This window comes from Thermococcus sp. GR5 (assembly GCF_012027535.1).
Lineage (GTDB): Archaea > Methanobacteriota_B > Thermococci > Thermococcales > Thermococcaceae > Thermococcus > Thermococcus onnurineus.
Genome location: NZ_SNUN01000011.1, coordinates 1 through 19,614, shown reverse-complemented (window position 1 = coordinate 19,614; position 19,614 = coordinate 1). Strand labels below are relative to the sequence as shown.

Annotated in this window: 30 protein-coding genes and 1 pseudogene; 15 read left to right on the top strand and 16 right to left on the bottom strand. The window is 51.5% G+C overall.

Translation table 11 applies throughout. The features are described from left to right. Positions 1 to 13 precede the first annotated feature (13 nt). The 5 genes from E3E33_RS10215 to E3E33_RS10195 all read right to left on the bottom strand — a co-directional run bounded on the left by E3E33_RS10215 (position 14) and on the right by E3E33_RS10195 (position 1,789). Complete coding sequence (locus tag E3E33_RS10215; RefSeq protein WP_012571408.1) at positions 14 to 364, bottom strand: prefoldin subunit beta; 351 nt, start codon at positions 362 to 364, stop codon at positions 14 to 16. Positions 365 to 427: 63 nt separating this feature from the next. Then, a complete protein-coding gene (gene pcc1 / locus E3E33_RS10210) occupies positions 428 to 706 on the bottom strand; it encodes a KEOPS complex subunit Pcc1 (protein ID WP_167710740.1) in 279 nt (92 codons plus the stop codon). Beyond that, a complete protein-coding gene (locus tag E3E33_RS10205) occupies positions 649 to 1,290 on the bottom strand; it encodes a ribosomal biogenesis protein (protein ID WP_167710824.1) in 642 nt (213 codons plus the stop codon). The genes pcc1 and E3E33_RS10205 overlap by 58 nt, the downstream gene beginning before the upstream one ends. Positions 1,291 to 1,345: 55 nt before the next feature. Next, positions 1,346 to 1,495 (bottom strand): DNA-directed RNA polymerase subunit P, encoded by a 150-nt coding sequence (locus tag E3E33_RS10200; protein ID WP_012571411.1) that lies wholly within the window; start codon positions 1,493 to 1,495, stop codon positions 1,346 to 1,348. Between the two features lie 33 nt (positions 1,496 to 1,528). Beyond that, positions 1,529 to 1,789 carry a 50S ribosomal protein L37ae gene (locus E3E33_RS10195; protein ID WP_012571412.1) on the bottom strand — a complete coding sequence of 87 codons (261 nt, stop codon included), beginning with the start codon at positions 1,787 to 1,789 and terminating at the stop codon, positions 1,529 to 1,531. A gap of 625 nt (positions 1,790 to 2,414) precedes the next feature. Between E3E33_RS10195 and E3E33_RS10190 the strand changes: the two genes are divergently transcribed. The 8 genes from E3E33_RS10190 to E3E33_RS10160 all read left to right on the top strand — a co-directional run bounded on the left by E3E33_RS10190 (position 2,415) and on the right by E3E33_RS10160 (position 7,921). Further along, positions 2,415 to 2,915 carry a hypothetical protein gene (locus E3E33_RS10190; protein WP_167710739.1) on the top strand — a complete coding sequence of 167 codons (501 nt, stop codon included), beginning with the start codon at positions 2,415 to 2,417 and terminating at the stop codon, positions 2,913 to 2,915. A 53-nt stretch (positions 2,916 to 2,968) separates the two neighbouring features. Further along, positions 2,969 to 3,232 (top strand): hypothetical protein, encoded by a 264-nt coding sequence (locus E3E33_RS10185; protein WP_167710823.1) that lies wholly within the window; start codon positions 2,969 to 2,971, stop codon positions 3,230 to 3,232. Beyond that, entirely contained in the window at positions 3,229 to 3,990 is a 762-nt protein-coding gene (locus tag E3E33_RS10180; RefSeq protein ID WP_167710738.1) for a 7-carboxy-7-deazaguanine synthase QueE, read from the top strand. Before E3E33_RS10185 ends, E3E33_RS10180 begins: the two co-directional genes overlap by 4 nt. Before the next feature lie 9 nt (positions 3,991 to 3,999). Continuing rightward, entirely contained in the window at positions 4,000 to 4,434 is a 435-nt protein-coding gene (locus E3E33_RS10175) for a hypothetical protein (protein ID WP_012571416.1), read from the top strand. 122 nt (positions 4,435 to 4,556) lie between these two features. Then, entirely contained in the window at positions 4,557 to 4,904 is a 348-nt protein-coding gene (locus E3E33_RS11030) for a hypothetical protein (protein WP_240912085.1), read from the top strand. Next, complete coding sequence (locus tag E3E33_RS11025; RefSeq protein ID WP_240912084.1) at positions 4,862 to 5,497, top strand: hypothetical protein; 636 nt, start codon at positions 4,862 to 4,864, stop codon at positions 5,495 to 5,497. The genes E3E33_RS11030 and E3E33_RS11025 overlap by 43 nt, the downstream gene beginning before the upstream one ends. An 85-nt stretch (positions 5,498 to 5,582) precedes the next feature. Continuing rightward, positions 5,583 to 6,530, top strand: a complete 948-nt coding sequence (locus E3E33_RS10165) for a hypothetical protein (RefSeq protein WP_167710737.1) — start codon at positions 5,583 to 5,585, stop codon at positions 6,528 to 6,530. 68 nt (positions 6,531 to 6,598) lie between these two features. Beyond that, on the top strand, positions 6,599 to 7,921 hold the full coding sequence (locus E3E33_RS10160; protein ID WP_167710736.1) for a RuvB-like helicase: 1,323 nt from the start codon (positions 6,599 to 6,601) through the stop codon (positions 7,919 to 7,921). 4 nt (positions 7,922 to 7,925) lie between these two features. Here the strand turns inward: E3E33_RS10160 and E3E33_RS10155 are convergent, their stop codons facing one another. From E3E33_RS10155 to E3E33_RS10140, 4 genes are read right to left on the bottom strand one after another with little or no spacing between them, the layout of a single operon-like run. Beyond that, a complete protein-coding gene (locus E3E33_RS10155) occupies positions 7,926 to 8,930 on the bottom strand; it encodes a PIN domain-containing protein (RefSeq protein WP_167710822.1) in 1,005 nt (334 codons plus the stop codon). Next, positions 8,914 to 9,408, bottom strand: coding sequence for a hypothetical protein (locus tag E3E33_RS10150; RefSeq protein ID WP_167710735.1), 495 nt, complete (start codon positions 9,406 to 9,408; stop codon positions 8,914 to 8,916). The genes E3E33_RS10155 and E3E33_RS10150 overlap by 17 nt, the downstream gene beginning before the upstream one ends. Further along, positions 9,405 to 9,857: a hypothetical protein gene (locus tag E3E33_RS10145; RefSeq protein ID WP_240912082.1), complete on the bottom strand. Its 453-nt coding sequence runs from the start codon at positions 9,855 to 9,857 to the stop codon at positions 9,405 to 9,407. The genes E3E33_RS10150 and E3E33_RS10145 overlap by 4 nt, the downstream gene beginning before the upstream one ends. A gap of 9 nt (positions 9,858 to 9,866) precedes the next feature. Further along, entirely contained in the window at positions 9,867 to 10,328 is a 462-nt protein-coding gene (locus tag E3E33_RS10140) for a DUF2284 domain-containing protein (RefSeq protein WP_167710734.1), read from the bottom strand. Between the two features lie 98 nt (positions 10,329 to 10,426). Between E3E33_RS10140 and E3E33_RS11170 the strand changes: the two are divergent. Beyond that, positions 10,427 to 10,783, top strand: a pseudogene (locus E3E33_RS11170) (YbhB/YbcL family Raf kinase inhibitor-like protein); the annotation flags it as partial. An 80-nt stretch (positions 10,784 to 10,863) separates the two neighbouring features. Then, on the top strand, positions 10,864 to 10,971 hold the full coding sequence (locus tag E3E33_RS11165; RefSeq protein ID WP_342764287.1) for a hypothetical protein: 108 nt from the start codon (positions 10,864 to 10,866) through the stop codon (positions 10,969 to 10,971). A 38-nt stretch (positions 10,972 to 11,009) separates the two neighbouring features. Here the strand turns inward: E3E33_RS11165 and E3E33_RS10130 are convergent, their stop codons facing one another. Both E3E33_RS10130 and E3E33_RS10125 read right to left on the bottom strand, forming a co-directional pair. After that, positions 11,010 to 11,261: a PQ-loop domain-containing transporter gene (locus E3E33_RS10130; RefSeq protein WP_167710820.1), complete on the bottom strand. Its 252-nt coding sequence runs from the start codon at positions 11,259 to 11,261 to the stop codon at positions 11,010 to 11,012. Between the two features lie 100 nt (positions 11,262 to 11,361). After that, positions 11,362 to 11,826, bottom strand: a complete 465-nt coding sequence (locus E3E33_RS10125) for a hypothetical protein (RefSeq protein WP_167710733.1) — start codon at positions 11,824 to 11,826, stop codon at positions 11,362 to 11,364. Between the two features lie 93 nt (positions 11,827 to 11,919). On the opposite strand from E3E33_RS10125, the gene E3E33_RS10120 reads away from it, so the two are divergent. Next, complete coding sequence (locus E3E33_RS10120; RefSeq protein WP_167710732.1) at positions 11,920 to 12,537, top strand: glutaredoxin domain-containing protein; 618 nt, start codon at positions 11,920 to 11,922, stop codon at positions 12,535 to 12,537. Between the two features lie 62 nt (positions 12,538 to 12,599). After that, a complete protein-coding gene (locus E3E33_RS10115) occupies positions 12,600 to 13,328 on the top strand; it encodes a cytochrome c biogenesis CcdA family protein (protein ID WP_167710731.1) in 729 nt (242 codons plus the stop codon). Here the strand turns inward: E3E33_RS10115 and E3E33_RS10110 are convergent. From E3E33_RS10110 to E3E33_RS10095, 4 genes are all read right to left on the bottom strand, one after another. Continuing rightward, on the bottom strand, positions 13,320 to 13,670 hold the full coding sequence (locus E3E33_RS10110) for a thioredoxin family protein (RefSeq protein ID WP_012571430.1): 351 nt from the start codon (positions 13,668 to 13,670) through the stop codon (positions 13,320 to 13,322). The genes E3E33_RS10115 and E3E33_RS10110 overlap by 9 nt on opposite strands. 61 nt (positions 13,671 to 13,731) lie before the next feature. Then, positions 13,732 to 14,304: a hypothetical protein gene (locus E3E33_RS10105; protein ID WP_167710730.1), complete on the bottom strand. Its 573-nt coding sequence runs from the start codon at positions 14,302 to 14,304 to the stop codon at positions 13,732 to 13,734. Positions 14,305 to 14,315: 11 nt separating this feature from the next. After that, entirely contained in the window at positions 14,316 to 15,131 is an 816-nt protein-coding gene (locus E3E33_RS10100; protein ID WP_012571432.1) for a hypothetical protein, read from the bottom strand. Between the two features lie 70 nt (positions 15,132 to 15,201). Further along, positions 15,202 to 15,588, bottom strand: a complete 387-nt coding sequence (locus E3E33_RS10095) for a transcriptional regulator (protein ID WP_012571433.1) — start codon at positions 15,586 to 15,588, stop codon at positions 15,202 to 15,204. A 340-nt stretch (positions 15,589 to 15,928) separates the two neighbouring features. Between E3E33_RS10095 and hcp the strand changes: the two genes are divergently transcribed. Further along, a complete protein-coding gene (gene hcp, locus E3E33_RS10090) occupies positions 15,929 to 17,293 on the top strand; it encodes a hydroxylamine reductase (protein WP_240912081.1) in 1,365 nt (454 codons plus the stop codon). Here the strand turns inward: hcp and E3E33_RS10085 are convergent. Next, on the bottom strand, positions 17,290 to 17,766 hold the full coding sequence (locus E3E33_RS10085) for a DUF1858 domain-containing protein (protein WP_240912236.1): 477 nt from the start codon (positions 17,764 to 17,766) through the stop codon (positions 17,290 to 17,292). The genes hcp and E3E33_RS10085 overlap by 4 nt on opposite strands. A gap of 138 nt (positions 17,767 to 17,904) precedes the next feature. Between E3E33_RS10085 and E3E33_RS10080 the strand changes: the two genes are divergently transcribed. After that, the gene (locus tag E3E33_RS10080) at positions 17,905 to 19,245 is read left to right on the top strand and encodes a DUF438 domain-containing protein (RefSeq protein WP_167710728.1); all 1,341 of its coding nucleotides are present in this window, start codon (positions 17,905 to 17,907) and stop codon (positions 19,243 to 19,245) included. 1 nt (position 19,246) lies between these two features. Continuing rightward, a complete protein-coding gene (locus E3E33_RS10075; RefSeq protein WP_167710727.1) occupies positions 19,247 to 19,558 on the top strand; it encodes a cupin domain-containing protein in 312 nt (103 codons plus the stop codon). The last annotated feature ends 56 nt before the right edge of the window (positions 19,559 to 19,614 follow it).

Genomic DNA, 19,614 nt, shown 5'->3' with positions numbered 1-19,614 from the left:
GAAAGAGAAGAGATCAGCCGGCGGTCGGCCTTAGAGCAGTCTGTATCTTCTGGGTGAGCTCCTTGAGCTTTTCGTTGAGCTTCTTCTCCTGCCTCTCGAGGGCGTTGAGCCTAACTTCGAGGGTCTCGACTTTCTCCTTCAGCTCCTCGAGAGCCTTGGCCTTGTCGGTCTTAACGATGAGCGTCCCAACGGTCTTGTAGATGACGGTTCCCTCCTCAACCTTCTCGATTTCCTCCAGAGCCTTCTTTGCCTCGGTGAGCTCGAGCTGGACCTTCTGCTTCTGCTGGATGACGAGCTGGAGCTGCTGCTGGTAGCCCTCAAGCTGTCCCAACATAGCCTGAACCTGCGGCGGGATGTTCTGCACGACAAACACCTCCGTAATCGTAATGTCAGGTTAGAATAAGGACGGGGCTTTAAATAGTTTAGGCTAAACTTCTAGAGAATCCACCGCGACCTTAATCCAGCGAAGGTATGAGTTGAGGGTTCCCCTCAAAGCCGAGTTGTCCCTCGCAAGAAAGTGGATAATGATTCTACTTCCCTCGAGGAGAAAATCGATTTTGCTCCTTCTATACGGCACGCTCTTATGCTCGTAAAGGACACTCTCATAAACTACCCTAGCCGTCTCCTCGTCGGGAAAGGAGAGCTCAATTACTCCCTCGATTGGCCAGGCTTCTTCTTTATTCCGAGGGCCTCCTTGTAGTCCCATCTCCGGCCGTCCTCCATTATCCATATCTTGACGCTTATGAGCGGGCCAACTGCCCTCTCTTTCATCACGTCGAGGCGGTAGAAGTTGACCGCCATTCCGCGCGGGTGTCTCTCGATGACGCCGAGAACATCTGTATTGTATCTGTCAGCTATACCGAGAAGGGAACGCTCCTTTCTGGGAACGAACTTCCCTCCAGTCAGCTCGGCGAAGGCCTGCGCGAAGGCAACGTGATCGAGGCCGACGCGTTTGGCGGTGGTGACGATGAAGGGCATCTCCTCGCGTATGGGCCTTATGTTTCTGAAGCCTATCTCGCGCTGGAGCTTTATGCCGTGGAGGTAGAGGTAGCCAAGGTAGCCCCAGTCGTCGGGGTCGACCTTGATGAAGGTCATCTTTAACGGGTTGCCTTTCCAGACGTTGACAATGAGAAGCCTCTCGTAGTTCCTGTCGTAGGCCTCCATGAGAAGGTCTTGGATGGTCTTCTTACCCCTCGTCAGGTAGAGGGAGTTGGGGAACACCCTCTCCAGGTCGTGCCCGAAGCTCCTCGTCCTCCTGGTGGGTCTGTGTGAAGTCGTTATCAGCATCATGGCCCTCACTCAAAACTCAGTTGATTGGATAAAAGCCTTTCGAAATTGGAAAGAATCAGATTGCCTTTACGCGCCTGGCCACCCTGGGCCTGGGCTTGTAGAGTATCTTGCTGCCGCAGTAGGGGCAGCGAACCTCTCTGGTGTTCTCGAGGTCGAGCTCGACCTCCTTTCCGCATTTCGCACAGCGGTAAACGGCCATCACCATAGTTATCACCCTAAACTAAGCAAAGGAAAGGGGTCAGGCCTTGGAGGCCGTAACACGCTTGGCGACCTTTCCAGCCGGGGTAACCGGCAGGTAGGCGCCGCCGGCAAAGGTGGCACCGCACTTCTGGCACTGCCATATGCCGGTGCTTATCCTCCTGACTGCCTTCCTTCCGCAGACCGGGCAGATGTGCTTCTGCTTCATCTTGGCCTCAACGGCCGCGACCCTTCTTCTGATCTTGAGACCGTACCTCGGACCGAACCTTCCGGCTGAACCGACCTTAGTAGTCCTTCCCATGAGCATCACCCCTAATTATCAGCAATTTTCACGACTGAAGGGTTTTTCCGGGGACGTTTTATAAACCTTTGCATATACCTGGACACCGAGCGGGCTTATGCCTAATAAACCTTTCGTGGGAAACTTTGCCAAACAACGTTTCATCAGGAAGCTTTTGGAAAAAGCTTCATTAAAAGTTCGTGATTCCTTCCAATATTGCGTCCGGTAAGACGTATTTCACAAAAAAGAATGTAATTCAAGAGTTAAAAACTGTGTTGGGTTGTGCTCTTAAAATGGATTTGCTCTTTTTGAGGCACCCGCGGGTGCCGATGGAGTGAATCCCTGCAAATTACGCGGTTTTAAGAGGTTTTGAATTCAGAACAGGAATTTCGATAGGAAATACACTTTTTTCATTGGACTCGGCAGTTCAAGAATCACGAATCTTGATCAAACTCAACGGGACTGTCGTCCCGTGCGTTGGAGCTTTGCTCCAACGTCGCGCAGGCGAAGTTTGTATCGAAAGGGGGCCTTTGGGAGTGTCGGCCCCCTGGGGGTCCCGAGATCATCGCAACCCAATACTCCTCGGGCGTTCCAATTTTAGCATAAAGCCTTATAACACTTACACTAACCTCGGTTAGGTGAAAGTATGGGTGGAACGATCAGCAAGATAGTTCACTTTCGCGATGAGGAAGAGTTTCTCGACGACATGACGGAGATAATGGAGCGCTTTACCTATCTAGCGAGCAAGTACGGCCACAACCCGGTAGAGGGCATTCTCCTCTGGGACTACATAGGAATTCAGGACGAGGAAGGCATTAAGATATTCCGTGTTGGCGAGTTTCCTTACTTCGAGGGCACGCTGAAGCTCGACCTTGAGACTCTGCGCGTCATGGAGCGCTACTTCGACGAGATGGAGAGCAAGTGGGACGAGCTCCGCGTGGAGGACATCGCCTACTTCGTGGAGATGCTGAACGAGGCTCTTGGGAGGGAGATAGTCTTCTACGAGGCCTATGATCTTGGTCTCGACAGGGACACGGCTTACATAATCCTCAACCTCGTGAGCCTCCATTACCTCGAGAGCGTTCTTGACGGGAAGAACCGGGAGATATTCGAGGAAGCCGTTCAAATGCTCATGAAGTATATTTGATTCAATGATTACAGAATCATGTAATTATGCAATTGCAGAATGGGGTGGTGGCTATGCTCGTCAAAAAGAGGGGCATCTTCACTGAAGAGGATGCGAGAAAGGTCATAGAGATAGCGAGCAGTGATAATGTCACGGAGATAATAGTCATGGCCGAAAGCGTAACCGAGGAGGCCAAGAGGCGCCTCTGGGACTACGCGAGAGGAGTCCAGCTCATGGCTGACCTCACTGGCGAGGATAGGAGCGTGAGGGTTGAGATACTCGAGGGTTACGTGAGCGATAAGGTAAAAGGAATAGACCTCAGTGAGGTGTCGGAATGAAACTCATAATGGCCGAGGTGTTCAACAGCTGGCAGGGGGAAGGAGGGAGCGTTGAGGGTTCTGCCTTTGGACGGAGGCAGATATTTGTCCGATTCGCAGGCTGTGATCTTAACTGTGTATGGTGCGACTCGAAGGAGTTCATAGATGCCTCCAAGGTCTTGCGGTGGCGCTATGAGGTGGAACCTTTCACCGGAAAGTTCGAATACAAACCTAACCCGGCGAGCTTGGGTGAGGTAGTCGATGCCATTCTGCGGCTTGATACGGGGGATATACATTCCATAAGCTACACCGGCGGCGAGCCAACGCTTCAGGTCAGGCCGCTCAAGGCCCTCATGGAGAGGATGCACGAGCTTGGCTTTTCAAACTTCCTTGAGACCCACGGCGGCCTTCCAGAGCTGATTAAGGAAGTAGCTCATCTCACGGACTACGCCAGCGTCGACATAAAGGACGAAACGGCTAAGGCAACTGAAGACTGGAAAGCTCTCGTTCTCCGTGAGGTAGAGAGCATCAGAATCCTGAAGGAAGCCGGCGCAGAGACCTACGCCAAACTCGTGGTGACGAAGGACACAAAGATAGAGAACGTCCGCTGGTATGCCTCCCTCCTGAAAGGCCTCGCACCACTTGTTATCCAGCCGCGAGAACCCATTGACATCTCCCAGCCAAAACTGATGGAGTTCTACCGCGAGGCGGCTCTGATAATGGGTCGGAAGAACGTTGGACTGAGCTTCCAGGTGCACAGGTATCTCAACGTCTTGTGAGGTGTAGGCATGAAAAAGGCCCTCGGGCTTGTAGGTCTTTCGGCGGTTTTTGTGCTCATCTCTATGTACACTCAGAACTCCAATCCGACAGCTTCCCAGGTAAGCGCTGTTCTATCTCTCGTCATTCTCATCATAGGCTCTTTCTACCTCAATCGCGACGAGAGGGGAGGTAAGATAGTCCCATGGGCAGGTTTGGTGCTGCCCCTTCTCCTCTTCCTGAACTACGGGAACCCGCTCTACCTGCTCGCTGGTCTTTTCCTTGGAATCGGCTTTCTCTGGAGATCAGAGCTCTCAGTAATTCCACTCGTTTTGGCAGGCTTTCTCCTTGGCTGGCTCGCCCTTCAGGAGGATGCATATCTCGTAAGAACCATCGGTGCCTTCATCCTCGCAGCGAGTATAATCACGGGCGTCGCTTCGCTATATTTTGCTCTCAAACTTAGGTGAGTTTTTAAGTCCGCTCGCGAACTTCCACCGGCGATGATGACATTGGCCTTTGGGGTTAGTGATGCCCGGGATCGACGGCCTGAGCCAAAAACTTTTAACCTTTAACTTCCTCCCAATCTCTGGTGGTAATAATCGAAGTCCTCAAGTGCGAGCACTGCGGCGCTCCGCTCGAGACGACGCCGGAGGATATAATAGTCGTCTGCCCTTACTGCGGCTATCCGAACGCCTATGATGAAGTCTTCTCCGAGGATAACGTCTTCTTCGTGGAGAGCCTTCCAAAGAAGGAGATCCTGCGCCTATTCTGGGAGAGGGTTGAGAATGACAAAGACTTCCTCGGACTCCGGGGAAAGATAAAGATTGCGAAGGTTGAGGGGGTTTACGTTCCCCTCTGGTTCGGCAAGGTGGAGGAAGAGGGTACGTCCGCTTCGTGGACTACGAAAGAAAGGGCAACAAAAAGAGGAAAGTCGTGAAGTACCATGAGTTCGAGGACGATTCAGTCGTCTGTATTCCTGCCAGGAGAAGTGTTTACGACATAGCTGTCGAGGCATTGGCAGAGAAATTCGAGCGCGGCGGATACATTACGTTCAAGGAGCTCAGAAACACGCTCAAATATATGATGGATGTCAGACCGATCAAAGGATTAACGCCCGAGAAGTGGGAGGGTCTTAAGCTGGAGTTTCTGAACACCGATTTTGGCAAGGAGCAGGCTAGAGCAACGTTGCTTGACAGGGCATCTGACTTTGCAAAGGAAAGACACGTTCCCAAGGACAAGCCCTTGAAGGCTTTCTCTTTTGGCGGTGATGTCGAAGAAGTTGCCCTTGTCTTCTACCCGCTCTGGAAGGTCTACTACGACTTAGAGGGTGGAACGTATTTCGTGGCCTATAACGGCGGCAAGGGGAGGGAAGTTATAGCGCTGGAGCCCGTCAGGATATGGCGTAAGGTGGCTTACTTGACCACGGCCCTCTTGGGGGTTGGAATTGCGGCTTTCTTCTCCATGTTATACGGAAACTTAGCTTACTGGGAAGTGGTTGCCACGCTAGACAGGGTGCCCTGGGTATGCTGATCCTTCCGGGTCTTGGGGCTTACTTTGGCTACGAGCTTGCGAGGGGATACGGAAGGAAGATGGCGCGCGACGTGAGGGTTGAGAGATGAAGGTCAAATGTCCTAACTGCGGAGCGGAGTTTGAGAGTGAGGAAGCTGGAATAGTCACCTGCCCCTACTGCGGCTTCCAAATCAAGCTCGGTGAAGCTAAGACCTTCACCTACGGCCTAAAGGTCGAAGACCCCTGGAGGCCTTTAAGCTCGTTCATCAGACTCCAGAGGCTCTCGCCCAATGACGTCGAGTGGAAGGCAAGAATCCTGGAGCGAGAACTGTTGTACATTCCCTTCTACGTCTTCTTTGTGAAAGCCGAAGGGCTTGCCCACAGCGGTGGACTCTCGACGGCCGATGGGCGAGTTGAGTTCTTTAACTACGTTACCGTTCCAGCCGCTGATGGCTTTGACGAGCTTATTAACTACCCGTTGCCGACGAGGGGCAGGCGCTACTTCGATGGAAATGTGGGGGGAAGGCTTGTCGAGAAGAGCCTCAATGAGGGAGATGCTGAAAAGAGGCTGAAGAGGGAGATACGCGAGCTGCTGAAGATGGAAGCCAAACGCTATTTCCACTGGAGAAGCGTGAGCATGGGCATGCCGACTTTCGAGCTCCAGTTTGATGGCCTCGTTTACTATCCCATCTGGAAGCTGAAGTACAAGTACGGCCCCTTCACCTATCGCGCGTATGTTGATGGCGCCGACGGCAGAATTCCCTATGCGGAGTTTCCCATCTCCTTCACGAAGAGAATTGTTAATGCCCTCCTCGGATTCGGTCTCCTCGCATCGGGCTTCTTCTTCGGGAGGTTCTTCATGCCCTATGGAGCCACTGCAGTTCTTGGCTCCATGGCAGGGGCGCTCTTCGGGGCTTGGCCGTCCCTAAAGCGAGCCTTCCGCTTCCACGGGAAGGCCAGCGAACACAGGCTTTTAAGCGAAGTTGCTGAGGATTTCGCTCCGGAGGGGGAAGCCTTTGAGGCAATAAGACGCTTCTTGAAGGCCCACTTCTAAGCCGTCAAATTTTTAAATCCTCACTATTTTAGTAACCGGCGGGAAGATTAATTGGAGGAGGTGAAAGCATGCCGGTCATCGAGGAGGTCGCAAAGGTTTCCTTCGAGAGGGTCGGCATGCACTCCCATATAAGGGGCCTCGGCCTCGACGAGAACGGAAAGGCGAAGTTCATGGCCGACGGCATGGTGGGGCAGGTTAAAGCGAGAGAAGCGGCTGGAATAGCCGTCGAGCTCATCAAGCGCGGAAAGCTCGCTGGGAAGGGAATCCTCCTCGTTGGCCCGACCGGGAGCGGTAAGACGGCAATAGCCATGGGAATAGCTAGGGAGCTCGGCGAAGATGTGCCCTTTGTCCAGATTGCCGGAAGTGAGATTTACTCCGCCGAGGTCAAGAAGACCGAGTTCCTGAAGCAGACCCTCAGGAGGGCCATAGGCGTTAGAATCAGTGAGGAGAGGAAGGTCTACGAGGGTGAAGTCAAGGAGATTGAAGTCAGAAAGACGAGGCACCCGTTCAATCCGTACGTGGAGATTCCCGAGAGCGTGATAATAACGCTCCGCACGAAGGACGACGAGAAGACCATAAGGGCCGGCAGGGAGATAGCCTACCAGCTCATGGAGCTGGGCGTTGAAGAGGGCGACGTCATACAGATAGACGCTGAGACGGGCAGGATTTCAAAGCTCGGAACTGTCAAGGAGGAGGAAGGCCTCTTCTTCAAGAGAAAGGTCAACCTGCCGAGCGGTCCGGTGCTCAAGATAAAGGAGTTCACCTACACTGTCACGCTCCATGACCTCGATGTTGCGAACGCGAGGGGAAACATCTTCGGACTGCTCTTTAGCTCTGGGGCGGAGATAAGCGACGACATCAGAGAGAAGGTCGACGAAATGGTCAAGAAGTGGATTGAGGACGGCAAGGCAACGCTTGTCCCGGGAGTGCTCTTCATCGACGAGGTTCACATGCTCGACATTGAGGCCTTCTCGTTCCTCGCGAGGGCCATGGAGAGCGAGTTAGCACCGATACTGATACTGGCCACCAACCGCGGAAGGACGAAGATTAGAGGAACGGACCTCGAGGCCCCGCACGGCATACCGATAGACATGCTCGACAGGCTGCTCATAATCAACACCGAGCCCTACAAGAGGGACGAAATCCGCGAGATAGTCAAGATTCGTGCAAGGGAAGAGAAGATTGACATAAGCGAGGAGGCGATTGAGTACCTGGCAGAGCTCGGCGAGAAGACCAGCTTGCGCTATGCCGTCCAGCTGCTCGCTCCCGCCAGTGTCTTAGCGAGGGGTGGAAGGGTGGAGAGAGAGCACGTAGAAAAAGCTAAAGAGTACTTCGCCGACCTCAGAAGGAGCATAGAGTTCGTCGAGAAGCTGGAAGGAATGCTCCAGTGATTCCTTATCTTCTCTTCTCCCCCATTGTCTCTATGAGCCTTCTGCACAGCTTGAGGTGGAACATGAACTCATGGTATGTTCTATTCTGCTCCGGAAAGATTACTTTCAGCTCGTTGAGCCCCCGCTTGCCTCCAAACTCACCGAAGATTGTAACCCCGTTCACCTCGACGACGCCAAAAACAGCGGCGAGGTTGAAGATGAGCGTCCTCAGCTGGTAGGCTGAAACTTCGTGCCTCCCGAGCTCTGCCGTTGGGTATTCGAAGAGGGAGTACTCCAGCCCTTCTATTTTGGCAACATCCGTTATCGCTATGTCCGCCGTCAGGAAGACGAGCAGGGTTGGTGTCATCTCGTCGTAGCGCTTGAGGGACTTGATAATGATCTCGTCGTTGTTATGGGCGAGCTCATTGACGCTTTCGGCTATGATTATCCTGTCTTTCAGCCTCTCAAACTCTTTTAGGGCAATGTATGCAGCCTTTCGAGACTTCTTGACGCGCCGGTTGCTGAACTCCTTGAGCAGGTGGGCGTTCTTGACGGCTTTCCTCATCTCGCTCAGCTGACCGTGGCGGTATTTGTAGTTCATTGAGTTCTCTATCTCCTTCTGCACACCCTCTGCGACGACTATCTGGTAACCGTCGAGCGGCCGGAAGCCCGAGATAAAGCGGTGGTAGAAGAGATTAGTGTCGGGAGCGAAGGCAACCCCTTTGCGGAGGTACTTGTAGAGCTCGAGGCTCTTCATGAACTCGTTTATGTTGTCGTAGCGCAGAATTCCGGCCGAGATGAATGCCTCGTAGAAGTCGCTGTATGTCGGCAGTTCGTAGGAGAGGTGCTCGGGAACGGCCTCGTTGAATTCATGGCGGTTTACCAAAACGTCCAGTTCGTAGCCTTTCTCGCTTGGTTCTACCCTGAATAGGGGAAGTTCGTAGAGGGGGTAGCTTACCACTATCTCTGGCAAGATATTGATGAGCACCTGAAGCTCGGGCTTCTCAATTATTTCATAGCTCAACGACATTCCCATCACCGAGGAAGTTCTTGAGGCGCTGCATATGCTTCGGGATCATCATATAGGGCCTGTCCGGAAAATCCATGTCCAGCAGGGCCATGTAGATTATCCTGTCGACTGGAAAATCCCTTATCTGAACTACTGCTGCCGTTGCGAGGGCCTTCCTTCCCGAGGTTATGTCGAGCCCGATAGTGTATCCCTCTTCCTCAAGCCTCTGGAAGAGCTCCTTGAACTTCTTATCCGCCTCGAGAAAGCTGTTGTTGGGTATCACGACGGTCTCTATCTCAGGGTTGAAGTTGTAGGCCTGCGAGATAACCTTTATGGCCTCCACAACTTTGGGCAGCTTTTTCCGGTAGACTTCCTCCGTAAAGATGAAGACCTTTCTTGGCTTCCTGTTCCTTGAAACGACGACATAGTAGGTGTTTACGAGCGCCCATTCCGAGCGACCGAGCAAAGTTACGTAGGCTATCTTTCTCGGATTTATCATGCAAAATTCCCCCATGCGAAGGCGATTACTTTATAGGCGAACGCCCGCAGGGATGGTCTAGGGGTTATCCTCCCCTCAACGGCTTTATGGGCGAGAGTGAATGGCACGAGCGGGAGGATGAAATACTCCACGCCGTAGGTTTCTATCCCTAGACCTCTTAGGATGAAGAGAACGAGCAGAGCCGCGAAAACACCCGCTGGGAGTGTCAGTACTGTGAGGAGAATCAAATCCGCGGTCTTATCCTTCTTTTCTATGCCTGGGATCGCGACAATCCAGAAGAGGAAAATCAGAACGAGGAAGTGGAGCAGGAGTTCCTCGAATGTGACATCTATCAGCGGCTCGCCCTTGGCAGGCGGATAGTAGAACCAGGCCGCTCCAAAGGAATAAACAAGGGACATCGGGATAGACACTCCCCACTTCATTCGAGGGAAGCCTTTCTCATTCTCCATGCTTCCACCTCATTCAACTAACAGCATCCCGTACAAAACGCTTTCGGAGAAGTCTATCTCCACGAGCCGGCTGATCTCTATGCCGATAGCATCTACCGACGGTCTCACTTTCGTTGGCATCCTGCAGGGCTCTCCCCTCTCAAAGGTACAGTCGTCACAGAGGTTGCAGCTGCCCGGGAAGAGTGCCATTGCGTACATCTTGCCCTCCTTGAAGAGCTCTTCTTCGCGCTTGAGAAGGTAGAGAAGGGCTTTCCTTTTTTCAGCCTCAAAGTTGTTGTAATCAATCTCAAACTTGATGATGAGCGCCTGTCTGAAGGAGCTAACCCACTCCCTGGCTTCCCTCCAGTCCGGGGCATGCGGGGGACAGCTCGGCCTCTTCCCGTACATGGGACAGGTCATGCACTTCCAGACGGGTCTTGGTGAAACAACTATCTCCCCCGCGTTAATTTCTCTCTCCCAGAGCGCCCTCATAGAGCATCGAATGTGATACTCTTGGGAGACTTAAAACCTTAGCCGTAGGATGGGTGACTGCTATTGTCATTAACAAATCTTTGGGCCAAAACATTTTTATGTTTGAAAACCTATTCACTGATATAAGGATAGTTGCGCTCGTGCTGGTTTCGGTTTTGCTGCTCTCAGCCGGTGGGTGTCTATCCCCCAATAACGAAGATTGGGATGTGAGAATGGATTTGGAGATAGGCTCCGTCTTCCACAACGGGGATTTCACCCCGGTGGAATTCACCTGCGACGGCGAAAACGTAAACCCACCGATATTCATTGGCCACATTGACTCAAGGGCCAAGAGCCTTGTGATTATAGTTGATGATCCCGACGCTCCCGGAGGAACCTTTGCTCACTGGATAGCCTGGAACATCCCTCCGCTTGGCGAGATACAAAGAGGCGTCCCACCAATGGGAGAAGTCGATGCCCCAATCCACGTCGTCCAAGGAGTGAATGACTTCGGAAAGATAGGTTATAGCGGACATGTCCACAGAGGGGACACAGGGTGCACCACTATCAATTCAAGGTCTATGCCCTTGACACAGAACTCAACCTCAAGCCCGAGGCAACGAGAAGGGAGTTGGAAAAGGCCATTGAGGGTCATGTTATCTAGTGGGGAGAGCCGGTAGGCCTCTACGAAGAAAATAAAAGTCATGGGTAGAGCAGTTTCACCACGAGATTTATTGCACTCTGAAGTGCAGACAGGAAGTTCAGGGTAAAGAATATCCAATCTCCTATTATATAGGAATATATCGTCAGCAGTGTTGCCGCTACAACGTAGATTACGATAAACTTCAGGTTCAGCGGGCAGTGTTTTTTCTTCACGGTCTCGATGGTTTGAGGCAACCACGAGCTGACCAGCAGTAGCATTCCCAGGAGTCCTATTATCTCTCCACCGTTCATTTTTCTCACCCGAACGGGAAACGGGTGAGCCTAAAAAAGCCTTGTGGATGTATACATGTTAAAACCAGGTAATAGAATGTCCTAAATAGGCAAGTCTAAGCTAAAGCTGGCTCGCGAGCCGAGACATTGCCCATGTTTTAACGTCTTCATCAAGGATACTGTTGATAATTCCCATTGCATCGGAGATCTTACCTGCTTTGGCAAGGGTTAGCGCAACTTCAGCCTGTATCTTCGAGCGGTTTGAAAGGTCAGTTATGTAGTTGGCTATTTTCATGGCCTCTTCGGGTTTGTCAAGGTTCAGAAACTCAAAGGCGAGACTCATTAAAGCCTTGGTGCTTTCGTCACGTTTGTCTATATCGAGGGCGGATTTTATGGCCCTTTCCAGGACTTCCCTATAATCGGCCCCTCTCTTTGCCAGCACGACAGCAATGCGTGAGAGGGCCTTTGCCCTGATGCCTTTGTCGGGTATATCTTCCGTCATCTTGACGGCTTCTTCGAAGTTTCCGGAATCAACAAGCTTGAGGACCGCCTCATAGAGCGCCCGAGAGCGATACCACTCCTGCATGATTATCCCCACAATTTTTGGGCTTTGGAGGATTTAAGCTTTCCGCGGCCAAGGTTTATAACCTCCCACGAGAAGTATCTGACAGGTGAGAAAATGAGGAGGACTGCTTTACTGTTGCTTTTCCTCCTGACAGTTTCGTTGCTCTCCTACGCAGTGGCCGAAACCCAGATAGATTCAAACAAAGTTCACTTTTACATGTATGGCATGAGCACCTGTCCGCACTGCCAGAACATGAAAAAGCTCATCCCAGAAATCTATGGCCTCGAAAGTCTAACCTATTACGAACTCGTGAACAATGAGGAGAACCAGAAGCTCTTCGGCGAGCAGTACAAATACACAGGCATTATGGGAGTTCCTGCGGTAGCAATAACCTACAACGGAACCCTTTACGCTATAATCGAGGGAGAGTTTAACGTCTCGGCGACGCCCGAGATAATAGAGGCTGCCATGGAGAACAACGGGCTTATCCTCTTTGTTGCCGGCCAGGCTTACATCATTAAGAACGAGACAATCATACAGAAGCTCCAGACTATATATGTCGAGCACAGGCTTCCCGAGGCCGATACAACTGAGACTTCAGAGATTACAACTTCCACGCCGTCTGAAGATGAAACCACAAGCACAAGCGAAAACAACGACAAAGTGTGCGGTCCGGGAATAATGGCCGTTCTCGTGATAGTTCCCATTGTTCTCCTGAGGAGAAGGCGCTGACCTTTTGTTCTCAACTTTTTGTTTTAGAAATCCACAAAAAGTTATAGGATGGAGTGACTACCATGAGGAGTGAAGTAAAGGCGTTGGCTATCATCCTACTAACTTCCTTTGGGATAAGCTCCTTAGCACTCTGGGCACTCGGTTTAACTCACTTCATCCCCCAGTTTTTCACGCTTGCAATGAGCGACTCCATAAACCCGTGCACCTTTGTCATCTACACCATGCTCCTCATAGCACTCTCCGTTAGAGAGATTTCACGGAGGAGGCTCTACATCGTTGGGGCGTCATTCATAGTGGCCGTATACATCTCATACTATCTTCTGGGCGTTGGCCTTCTCTACTTCGCTGGCCGCCTGCCTCTCTGGGCTGCCGGCGTTGCGGCCATAATCTTCGGCCTTTATACTATCGTTACTGGATTAATGGAGAGGTCTAGGGTTTTTGGTAAGAGCGGCCTCAGGAAGAAGATATTCAGCAGCGACGCGACACTCTTAGGAGCTTTTACCCTCGGTGTTATAGTGTCGACGACTCTCCTTCCTTGCTCTGCCGGGAGCTATCTCGTCTATGCGATAATAATCTCAAAGAGCGGAAAAACGCTCGCTTTTCTCCTGCTTGCGCTCTACAACCTCGTCTTCGTGCTCCCGCTGGTGGTCATACTGTTGGCGATGGGAAGCGTCACAGAGAGCAAGCGCTTCTCCCAGGCGATGGTGAGGCACAGCAGGGAGCTATCCGTGATAGCGGGGATACTGCTCATAGCGATAGGGATCTGGGTTCTCACGGGGGCCTCACTGTAGGCCTAGCAGCATCCTTACTTTTCTCTCGAACTCCCCAAAGTTCGGCACGCCTATAAACTCCACTCTGTTATTTATCAGTATGGTGGGAGTTCCTAGGATGTTGTGCTCCATAGCCTTTCTCTGTCCTTCTGGCGTTGCAACACTCAGCTCTCTTGCAACGACGCCGTTATACTTCCTCTCGAGCTCCCTTGCCATCTGGACTGCTATTGGACAGTAGGGACAGCCTGGGGCGGTAATAACCTCAATGACGACCTTCGGCCCCTTTGACTTGACCTCTATCATTCCAGTCCTCTTCATCAGCTCGAGCATCTTTTTTCTCCTGATCATCTCCAGCTCGTCCATGACTCACCCCCCAATAAAGATGTAGAAAAGGGGGCTTAAAAAGAAATTCTTGAAAAAAGCTTCAATCAACGGCGTTGAGGTGAATGAGGAGCAGTATCGCGAATATTACCGCCAGTGCAATGTGAACCTTCTTCCAGTTCCCCAGTATCTTGACGAACTTCTTGGCCATGGTACTGTCGTGTTTCTTTGCAGCTACTGTTACTTTGCCGTGAATGTAGCGTCCAACAAAGCCGCTGACGTTCAGCAGAACAAGTGTTATGGCCATGCTGAGACCGGTTATTCCAGCGAGACCTGAGTAATTATCGCACGAGAAGAAGTGAACGAACACCAAAAGGGTACCTGTTATCGTGAGGGCATGGTGTATCGTAAGTGGATAAATCGGCCCAAACACCGTCACGTAAGGCTGCTCAGGCTTTATTTCGAAGCCCCACTCGCTCGCTTTCTTGTGAATTATCAGAAGTTTCCGCTTGGTTAGGGAGTAATAAACTACTCCAGTAGCAATCATCGCCACACCGACTACGGCGAAGGCGGTGTAGCCAGCCTCGTATTCGTCTTCTTCCCCTTCGTACTCGTCGGCAAGAACGAGTGGAGCTAAAAGGAGAATTAAAAGAACCAAAGCGAGAGCCCGCTTCATCAGGATTCACCTCAGAAAGCTCCGCTTCCTAACCCACATATCTTCGCGAAGGGACAGACGGCACAGTCCTCTGTGTACGGCTTGAGGTATGGCTCACCCTTCACGGCCTTCGTTATCTCCTTGGCTTTTTCCATGGCCTCGTCTTCTCCTTTAAGAACGAGTGTTACGCTGCCCTCGGCTCCACCGGCACCTCCGGCAGCGATTGGTATTGCCTCAACGTCGGCAAGTATTCTGTATGCCTCAACTTCCGTCACTGGGTGAGCATGGGGGATTGGAACGAGAGCCGCGTAGAGGCCTGTACCCCAGTCGAAGGAATATATGCCAGTGAGCTTGGCGCTCTCTTCGACTGGAGTGGGTACGAACTTTTCCAGGCTTATGGGCGTTATCGTAAAGACTCCTTTGGTTATCGTCCAGCCGAAGGTCTTGCCTATCGTTCCTCCGTCTGGGGCGGCGGCAAAGACGGCCACATTCCAGTTTACATCTATCGCATTTCCGCCCTTGATGAAGACGTCCTTCGGCCCCATCTCTTTCAGAGCTTCTATCGGCTCGCCCTCAAAGGGCTTCCCCTTGTAGAGGACGAGATGCTTCGGCCAGGTATTCTTGGGGGTAACGCACGTTCTGCCTTTGCTTATTGTTCCAACGGTCCACTTCTCCTTTTCGATTTTCTCCCCGAGAAGTTCCTCGGCTATATAAGCTGCGGTTGTTCCGGTCGCGATGTAGACAAAGCCGTGCTTAAGGGCGTGCTGGACTTCTTCCATGGCCACTACCGCTTTGGCTATCAACCTTTTGCTCTCGGGTGGAGTGAGGGTTACAAGTGCCCTTTTCATGAGAATCACCCAGTTAAGATACACGTCGAAACATATTAAATGTTGTGTTAGTCTCAGCGTAAACTTTCGGCTAACCGAACAGCTCCAGGCAGACCCTGCACTGGGCAGGGTTCAACTCAGGATCAATTTGAGAGTGGAAAGAACAGACATAACCTTTGCTCAGCATCTCCAGTGAGATTTGAACTAGCCTTAAGTGGATTTCGTACTCGGTAGGCCTCTTCTGGATTATCTCCTCGGCGAGCTTTTTGAGGCCATCATCTATGTCTGGGAATTGGGCAACGTCTATTAAAGCCCCCCTGTCCATCCTCAGATATCGAGAAACGGCAGACTGGGTAATGTGCAAAAGCTCCGCTATCTGTGTCTGCTTGAGTCCCTTCTCCCTGAGTATCTCTACAAGCCTGCGCCTCAGCGAGGGATAGACATAGCGTGAAGCAACTTCGAAAGCATTCGTTTTCATATACCCTTGTATGACGCACGGAATATTTAAGACTTTTGGTCGAATTTAGGCCAAGCCTTAGGTTGGATTAAACGGACATTTTCTTTGTCATAACTCGTGGTTCTCTGGAGATTACAATGTAATGACACATGTCATATATACTTTGGGTGGGCGGGAAAGTCGAAAACATCTACTTCAAAAATTAGAACATGATGTAACAGTTAATACAATCATGCGTCCCGAATATTTTCTTTCCAGCTATGTAAATATGGCCTTTTAGGTTAAGAAACCGCAAACTTTTTATGAAGGTATCTTCATTTATAACTCGAAGTATATGACAGGTGTCATAGGAGGGATCGTGATGAAGTTGTCTGGAGGTGTTGGGATGCTCTGCAACCAGTGTTCGATGAGCCTAAGTGGTGGCTGTACCGTTAGGGGCGTGTGCGGAAAAGATCCGGACTTGAACTCCCTTCAGGAAGCGCTGCTCTATGGAATAAAGGGCACCGCCGCCTACTACTACCACGCGCTCGAGGTTGGCTACGACAATCCAGAGATTGGCCACTTCCTTGCCGAGGCCCTATACTCTACCCTGACGAACGTCAACTTCGACAAAAACCGCTTCCTTGGACTCATTCTTGAGAACGGAAGGATTCACCTAGAGGCCATGAAGCTCCTAGACAGAGCCTATGTGGAGACCTTCGGCAGGCCGGAGCCGGTAGAGGTCCCCACTGGAACTGCTGACGGGCATGGTATATTAGTCACCGGCCACAGCTATAAGGCACTCTACGAGCTCCTGAGGCAGATAGAGGAGATGGGGCTGCAAGATGAAATTAAGGTGTACACCCACGCAGAAATGTTTCCCGCTCATGCATATCCAGAGCTGAGGAAGTTCAAGTCGCTCTACGGCAACTGGGGTGGCTCGTGGCTCTATCAGAGGAAGGAGTTCGCGGAGTTTCCAGGGGTCATACTGGGCACGAGCAACTGCGTCCAGCAGCCGACAAAGGCCTACGCGGACAGAATATTCACAGTTGGAATAGCCGGCCTTGAGGGAGTTCCTCACATCGAGGACTACAACTTCGAGCCGCTTATCAAGCGCGCCCTTGAAACACCGAAGATGGAGAAGATAGAGGGAGGAAAGCTCCTCACGGGTTTCCACCACACCAACGTGCTGGCGATGAAGGACAAGCTGATAGAGCTGATCCAGGAGGGCAGGATAAGGCACATATTCGTGGTTGGCGGCTGTGACACGCCACACAAGGGCATGAGGTACTACGAGAGGCTCACCGAGCTGATTCCGGAAGATGCCATAATACTCTCCGCCGCCTGCGGTAAGTTCCGCTACAACGCGAGGGACTACGGGACGATCGAGGGCATTCCAAGGTTCCTGGACTTCGGCCAGTGCAACAACGTCTACTCGATAATAGAGATAGCACTAGCCCTGGCAAGCGAGCTCGGAACCGACGTTAACTCACTCCCCGTCAGCATAGTACTGTCGTGGATGGAGCAGAAGGCAATCGGCATACTTTACACCCTTCTGTACTTGGGAGTGAAGGGCATTTACATAGGTCCAAAAGCGCCAGAATTCCTAACGCCGAACGTTTTCGAAATCCTAAGGAAGCAGTTTGACCTCAGGTTAACTGGTGACCCAGAGAAGGATCTGAAAGACATGCTCAGTAAGGGAATAAAGGTGGAGGAAGGAGCAGTCTCAGTGGAGGAGGTAGATTAATTCCTTTCCTCCAGTTTTTTCAATTCTTCCATCATGGCCTTGAACTTCTCGTCGCTCATACCGAGAAGCTTTTTGGCCTGCCTAAGGGTCACTGTCCTGGCCAGGGTTTTCCTCATCACAGGGTTCTGGAGCGGGGAGAAGCCATACTTGACGAGTATCTCAAGGGACTGAGGATAGGCCTTGAGAAGCTTGGCTACGTTGGTGTCTTCTGTTATCTCATCCAGCCTATCGTCGCACTCTTTAACTTCCATCTTAAGCTCCTTTGAGCTTTCGGTCTTCGTAACTTTGAGGACGAAGAAACCGCCGACTCCTCCAACTTCAATGTTGTATCCTGCCTCCTCTAACTTGGGAATCGGGTCAACAAAGGGCCTGTCACCTATCACCTCAAGGGTATCACCAACCTTGAGCTTCCCGAGACTCTCGAGGATCATAACCGCTGGTTGGGGTGGTTTCAAACCCCCAACATCGAGCATCATTTTCGCTTACCGTTCGAATGTATGACACTCGACATATAAGCTTTGCTGGTCAGGATTGTTTAGTTTTCTATGCCCAGATATGTCCAGAAATACTTATAAGCGCCACCTATGACATATGTCATGAAGGTGACTAAGATGACCGAGTTACTGAACAACAGGGAGTATAAGAAGGAGCAGCTCAAGAATCTGCTCAAAAAGATACACGAGGGAGAAGATGTAAACAAGCTGAAGGCCGAGTTTAAGGCAGTCTTAAGTAGCATCTCCCCCCTTGAAATCCCGCTCATCGAGCAGGAGCTGGTGAAGGAAGGCATCTCCGCCAGGGAGATAGCCAAGATGTGCGACATCCATGTCGAGCTCTTCAGAGAAGCCGTTGCAGGAACAGAGGAGCTCGAGGAGAATGATCTACCCGACGGACACCCCCTCAAAACTCTCTACCTTGAGAACAAGGAAATAATGAAGGACGCCGAGATGCTCAATCTCTACGCATCAACGTTAGCGAACACCAAGGACGAGCGCATGAGGAAAGAAATCCTCGGCGTTCTGGAGGAGATAGTGGACAACCTCAGGAAGGTCGGTTTCACGCACTACAATCGCGAGGAGATGCTTACGTTTCCGTACATCGAGAGGAGGGGTCTAACTGCAATAGCCACCGTCCTCTGGACAAAGCACGACGAGATAAGGTTCATGATTAAGCGCCTTGCTGAGCTTCTAGCGAGAAGAGAAGAGATGTCTTGGGAGGAATTTGTGGAGAAGTTCAAGGCCAAGGCGAGTGAGACCGCATTCGCCCTTAGTGACATGGTCTTCAGGGAGAACAACATTTACTATCCGACCCTCAAAGCCCTCCTCACGGAGAGAGAGTGGAAGGCCATCCGCCAGCAGGAAGACGAGATTGGCTACTATAAGGTGAACCCTCCCATGTGGGATCCCGGTGAGAATGTAAAGCCGCTTCACCCATGGGAGATTGATCCCGAGCTGAGCGTTGAACAGCTCCTTGAGCTTCCAAAGGAGGTTCAACAGGCCCTGAAGGGCCAACCCCTGGAGTTTGACAAAGCTGAGCTCAAACGTGAGGGCGACATAGACCTTGGAACCGGCTACGTTAACGTCGAGGAACTCAAGGCAATATTCGAGGCCCTTCCGGTTGATGTGACCTTCATAGACAAGGACGACCGCGTGAGGTTCTTCTCACCGGGCGAGAGGATATTCGTTAGGACTCCTTCCGTGCTCGGAAGACCTGTCCAGCTCTGCCATCCGCCCAAGAGCGTCCACATCGTGAACAAAATCCTCAAGGCCTTCAAAGAGGGCAGGAAGAAAGAGGCCACCTTCTGGATACGAATGGGGCCGAAGTATGTTTACATCAAATACGTGCCGCTGTTCGATGAGAACGGCAACTACCTCGGGACGCTGGAGATGACTATGGACATAGCAGAGTATAAAAAGATTGATGGCGAGAAAAGACTGCTTGACTGGAGGGATTGAAATGATTGTTGTCAATGTTGAAAATGCTGAGATGATGGAGAACCCACATGGTGTCGATGTCAGAAAGCTAGTAGCGATGGAGAAGGCTCAGATATTCCACGTCACACTGAAGCCAGGTGAGGCTCTCAAAAGGCATGCAACGCCCGTGGATGCCTTTATCTACGTCGTCAAAGGAAAGGGCATTGTGGAAGTTGGCGACGAGAGGGCGGAGGTTAAGGAAGGAAGCCTTGTATACCTGCCGAAGGACGTTCCCCACACGGTTTCTAACTCTGGGAGCCTAGAGATGGCGTTCCTTGTTATTAAGGTGGTGTGAATGATTAGAGGAAACCCGGAGATATTCAGAAGGCGTGTGGAGAGGTTCCAGAAACT

Excerpts from the sequence above, each read along its gene's own strand:
- pcc1 (WP_167710740.1), bottom strand. The coding sequence starts at position 706 with ATGGGACTACAAGGAGGCCCTCGGAATAAAGAAGAAGCCTGGCCAATC.
- E3E33_RS10205 (WP_167710824.1), bottom strand. The coding sequence starts at position 1,290 with ATGATGCTGATAACGACTTCACACAGACCCACCAGGAGGACGAGGAGC.
- E3E33_RS10200 (WP_012571411.1), bottom strand. The coding sequence starts at position 1,495 with ATGGTGATGGCCGTTTACCGCTGTGCGAAATGCGGAAAGGAGGTCGAG.
- E3E33_RS10195 (WP_012571412.1), bottom strand. The coding sequence starts at position 1,789 with ATGGGAAGGACTACTAAGGTCGGTTCAGCCGGAAGGTTCGGTCCGAGG.
- E3E33_RS10190 (WP_167710739.1), top strand. The coding sequence starts at position 2,415 with ATGGGTGGAACGATCAGCAAGATAGTTCACTTTCGCGATGAGGAAGAG.
- E3E33_RS10185 (WP_167710823.1), top strand. The coding sequence starts at position 2,969 with ATGCTCGTCAAAAAGAGGGGCATCTTCACTGAAGAGGATGCGAGAAAG.
- E3E33_RS10180 (WP_167710738.1), top strand. The coding sequence starts at position 3,229 with ATGAAACTCATAATGGCCGAGGTGTTCAACAGCTGGCAGGGGGAAGGA.
- E3E33_RS10175 (WP_012571416.1), top strand. The coding sequence starts at position 4,000 with ATGAAAAAGGCCCTCGGGCTTGTAGGTCTTTCGGCGGTTTTTGTGCTC.
- E3E33_RS10165 (WP_167710737.1), top strand. The coding sequence starts at position 5,583 with ATGAAGGTCAAATGTCCTAACTGCGGAGCGGAGTTTGAGAGTGAGGAA.
- E3E33_RS10160 (WP_167710736.1), top strand. The coding sequence starts at position 6,599 with ATGCCGGTCATCGAGGAGGTCGCAAAGGTTTCCTTCGAGAGGGTCGGC.
- E3E33_RS10155 (WP_167710822.1), bottom strand. The coding sequence starts at position 8,930 with ATGTCGTTGAGCTATGAAATAATTGAGAAGCCCGAGCTTCAGGTGCTC.
- E3E33_RS10150 (WP_167710735.1), bottom strand. The coding sequence starts at position 9,408 with ATGATAAATCCGAGAAAGATAGCCTACGTAACTTTGCTCGGTCGCTCG.
- E3E33_RS10145 (WP_240912082.1), bottom strand. The coding sequence starts at position 9,857 with ATGGAGAATGAGAAAGGCTTCCCTCGAATGAAGTGGGGAGTGTCTATC.
- E3E33_RS10140 (WP_167710734.1), bottom strand. The coding sequence starts at position 10,328 with ATGAGGGCGCTCTGGGAGAGAGAAATTAACGCGGGGGAGATAGTTGTT.
- E3E33_RS10130 (WP_167710820.1), bottom strand. The coding sequence starts at position 11,261 with ATGAACGGTGGAGAGATAATAGGACTCCTGGGAATGCTACTGCTGGTC.
- E3E33_RS10125 (WP_167710733.1), bottom strand. The coding sequence starts at position 11,826 with ATGCAGGAGTGGTATCGCTCTCGGGCGCTCTATGAGGCGGTCCTCAAG.
- E3E33_RS10120 (WP_167710732.1), top strand. The coding sequence starts at position 11,920 with ATGAGGAGGACTGCTTTACTGTTGCTTTTCCTCCTGACAGTTTCGTTG.
- E3E33_RS10115 (WP_167710731.1), top strand. The coding sequence starts at position 12,600 with ATGAGGAGTGAAGTAAAGGCGTTGGCTATCATCCTACTAACTTCCTTT.
- E3E33_RS10110 (WP_012571430.1), bottom strand. The coding sequence starts at position 13,670 with ATGGACGAGCTGGAGATGATCAGGAGAAAAAAGATGCTCGAGCTGATG.
- E3E33_RS10105 (WP_167710730.1), bottom strand. The coding sequence starts at position 14,304 with ATGAAGCGGGCTCTCGCTTTGGTTCTTTTAATTCTCCTTTTAGCTCCA.
- E3E33_RS10100 (WP_012571432.1), bottom strand. The coding sequence starts at position 15,131 with ATGAAAAGGGCACTTGTAACCCTCACTCCACCCGAGAGCAAAAGGTTG.
- E3E33_RS10095 (WP_012571433.1), bottom strand. The coding sequence starts at position 15,588 with ATGAAAACGAATGCTTTCGAAGTTGCTTCACGCTATGTCTATCCCTCG.
- hcp (WP_240912081.1), top strand. The coding sequence starts at position 15,929 with ATGAAGTTGTCTGGAGGTGTTGGGATGCTCTGCAACCAGTGTTCGATG.
- E3E33_RS10085 (WP_240912236.1), bottom strand. The coding sequence starts at position 17,766 with ATGCTCGATGTTGGGGGTTTGAAACCACCCCAACCAGCGGTTATGATC.
- E3E33_RS10080 (WP_167710728.1), top strand. The coding sequence starts at position 17,905 with ATGACCGAGTTACTGAACAACAGGGAGTATAAGAAGGAGCAGCTCAAG.
- E3E33_RS10075 (WP_167710727.1), top strand. The coding sequence starts at position 19,247 with ATGATTGTTGTCAATGTTGAAAATGCTGAGATGATGGAGAACCCACAT.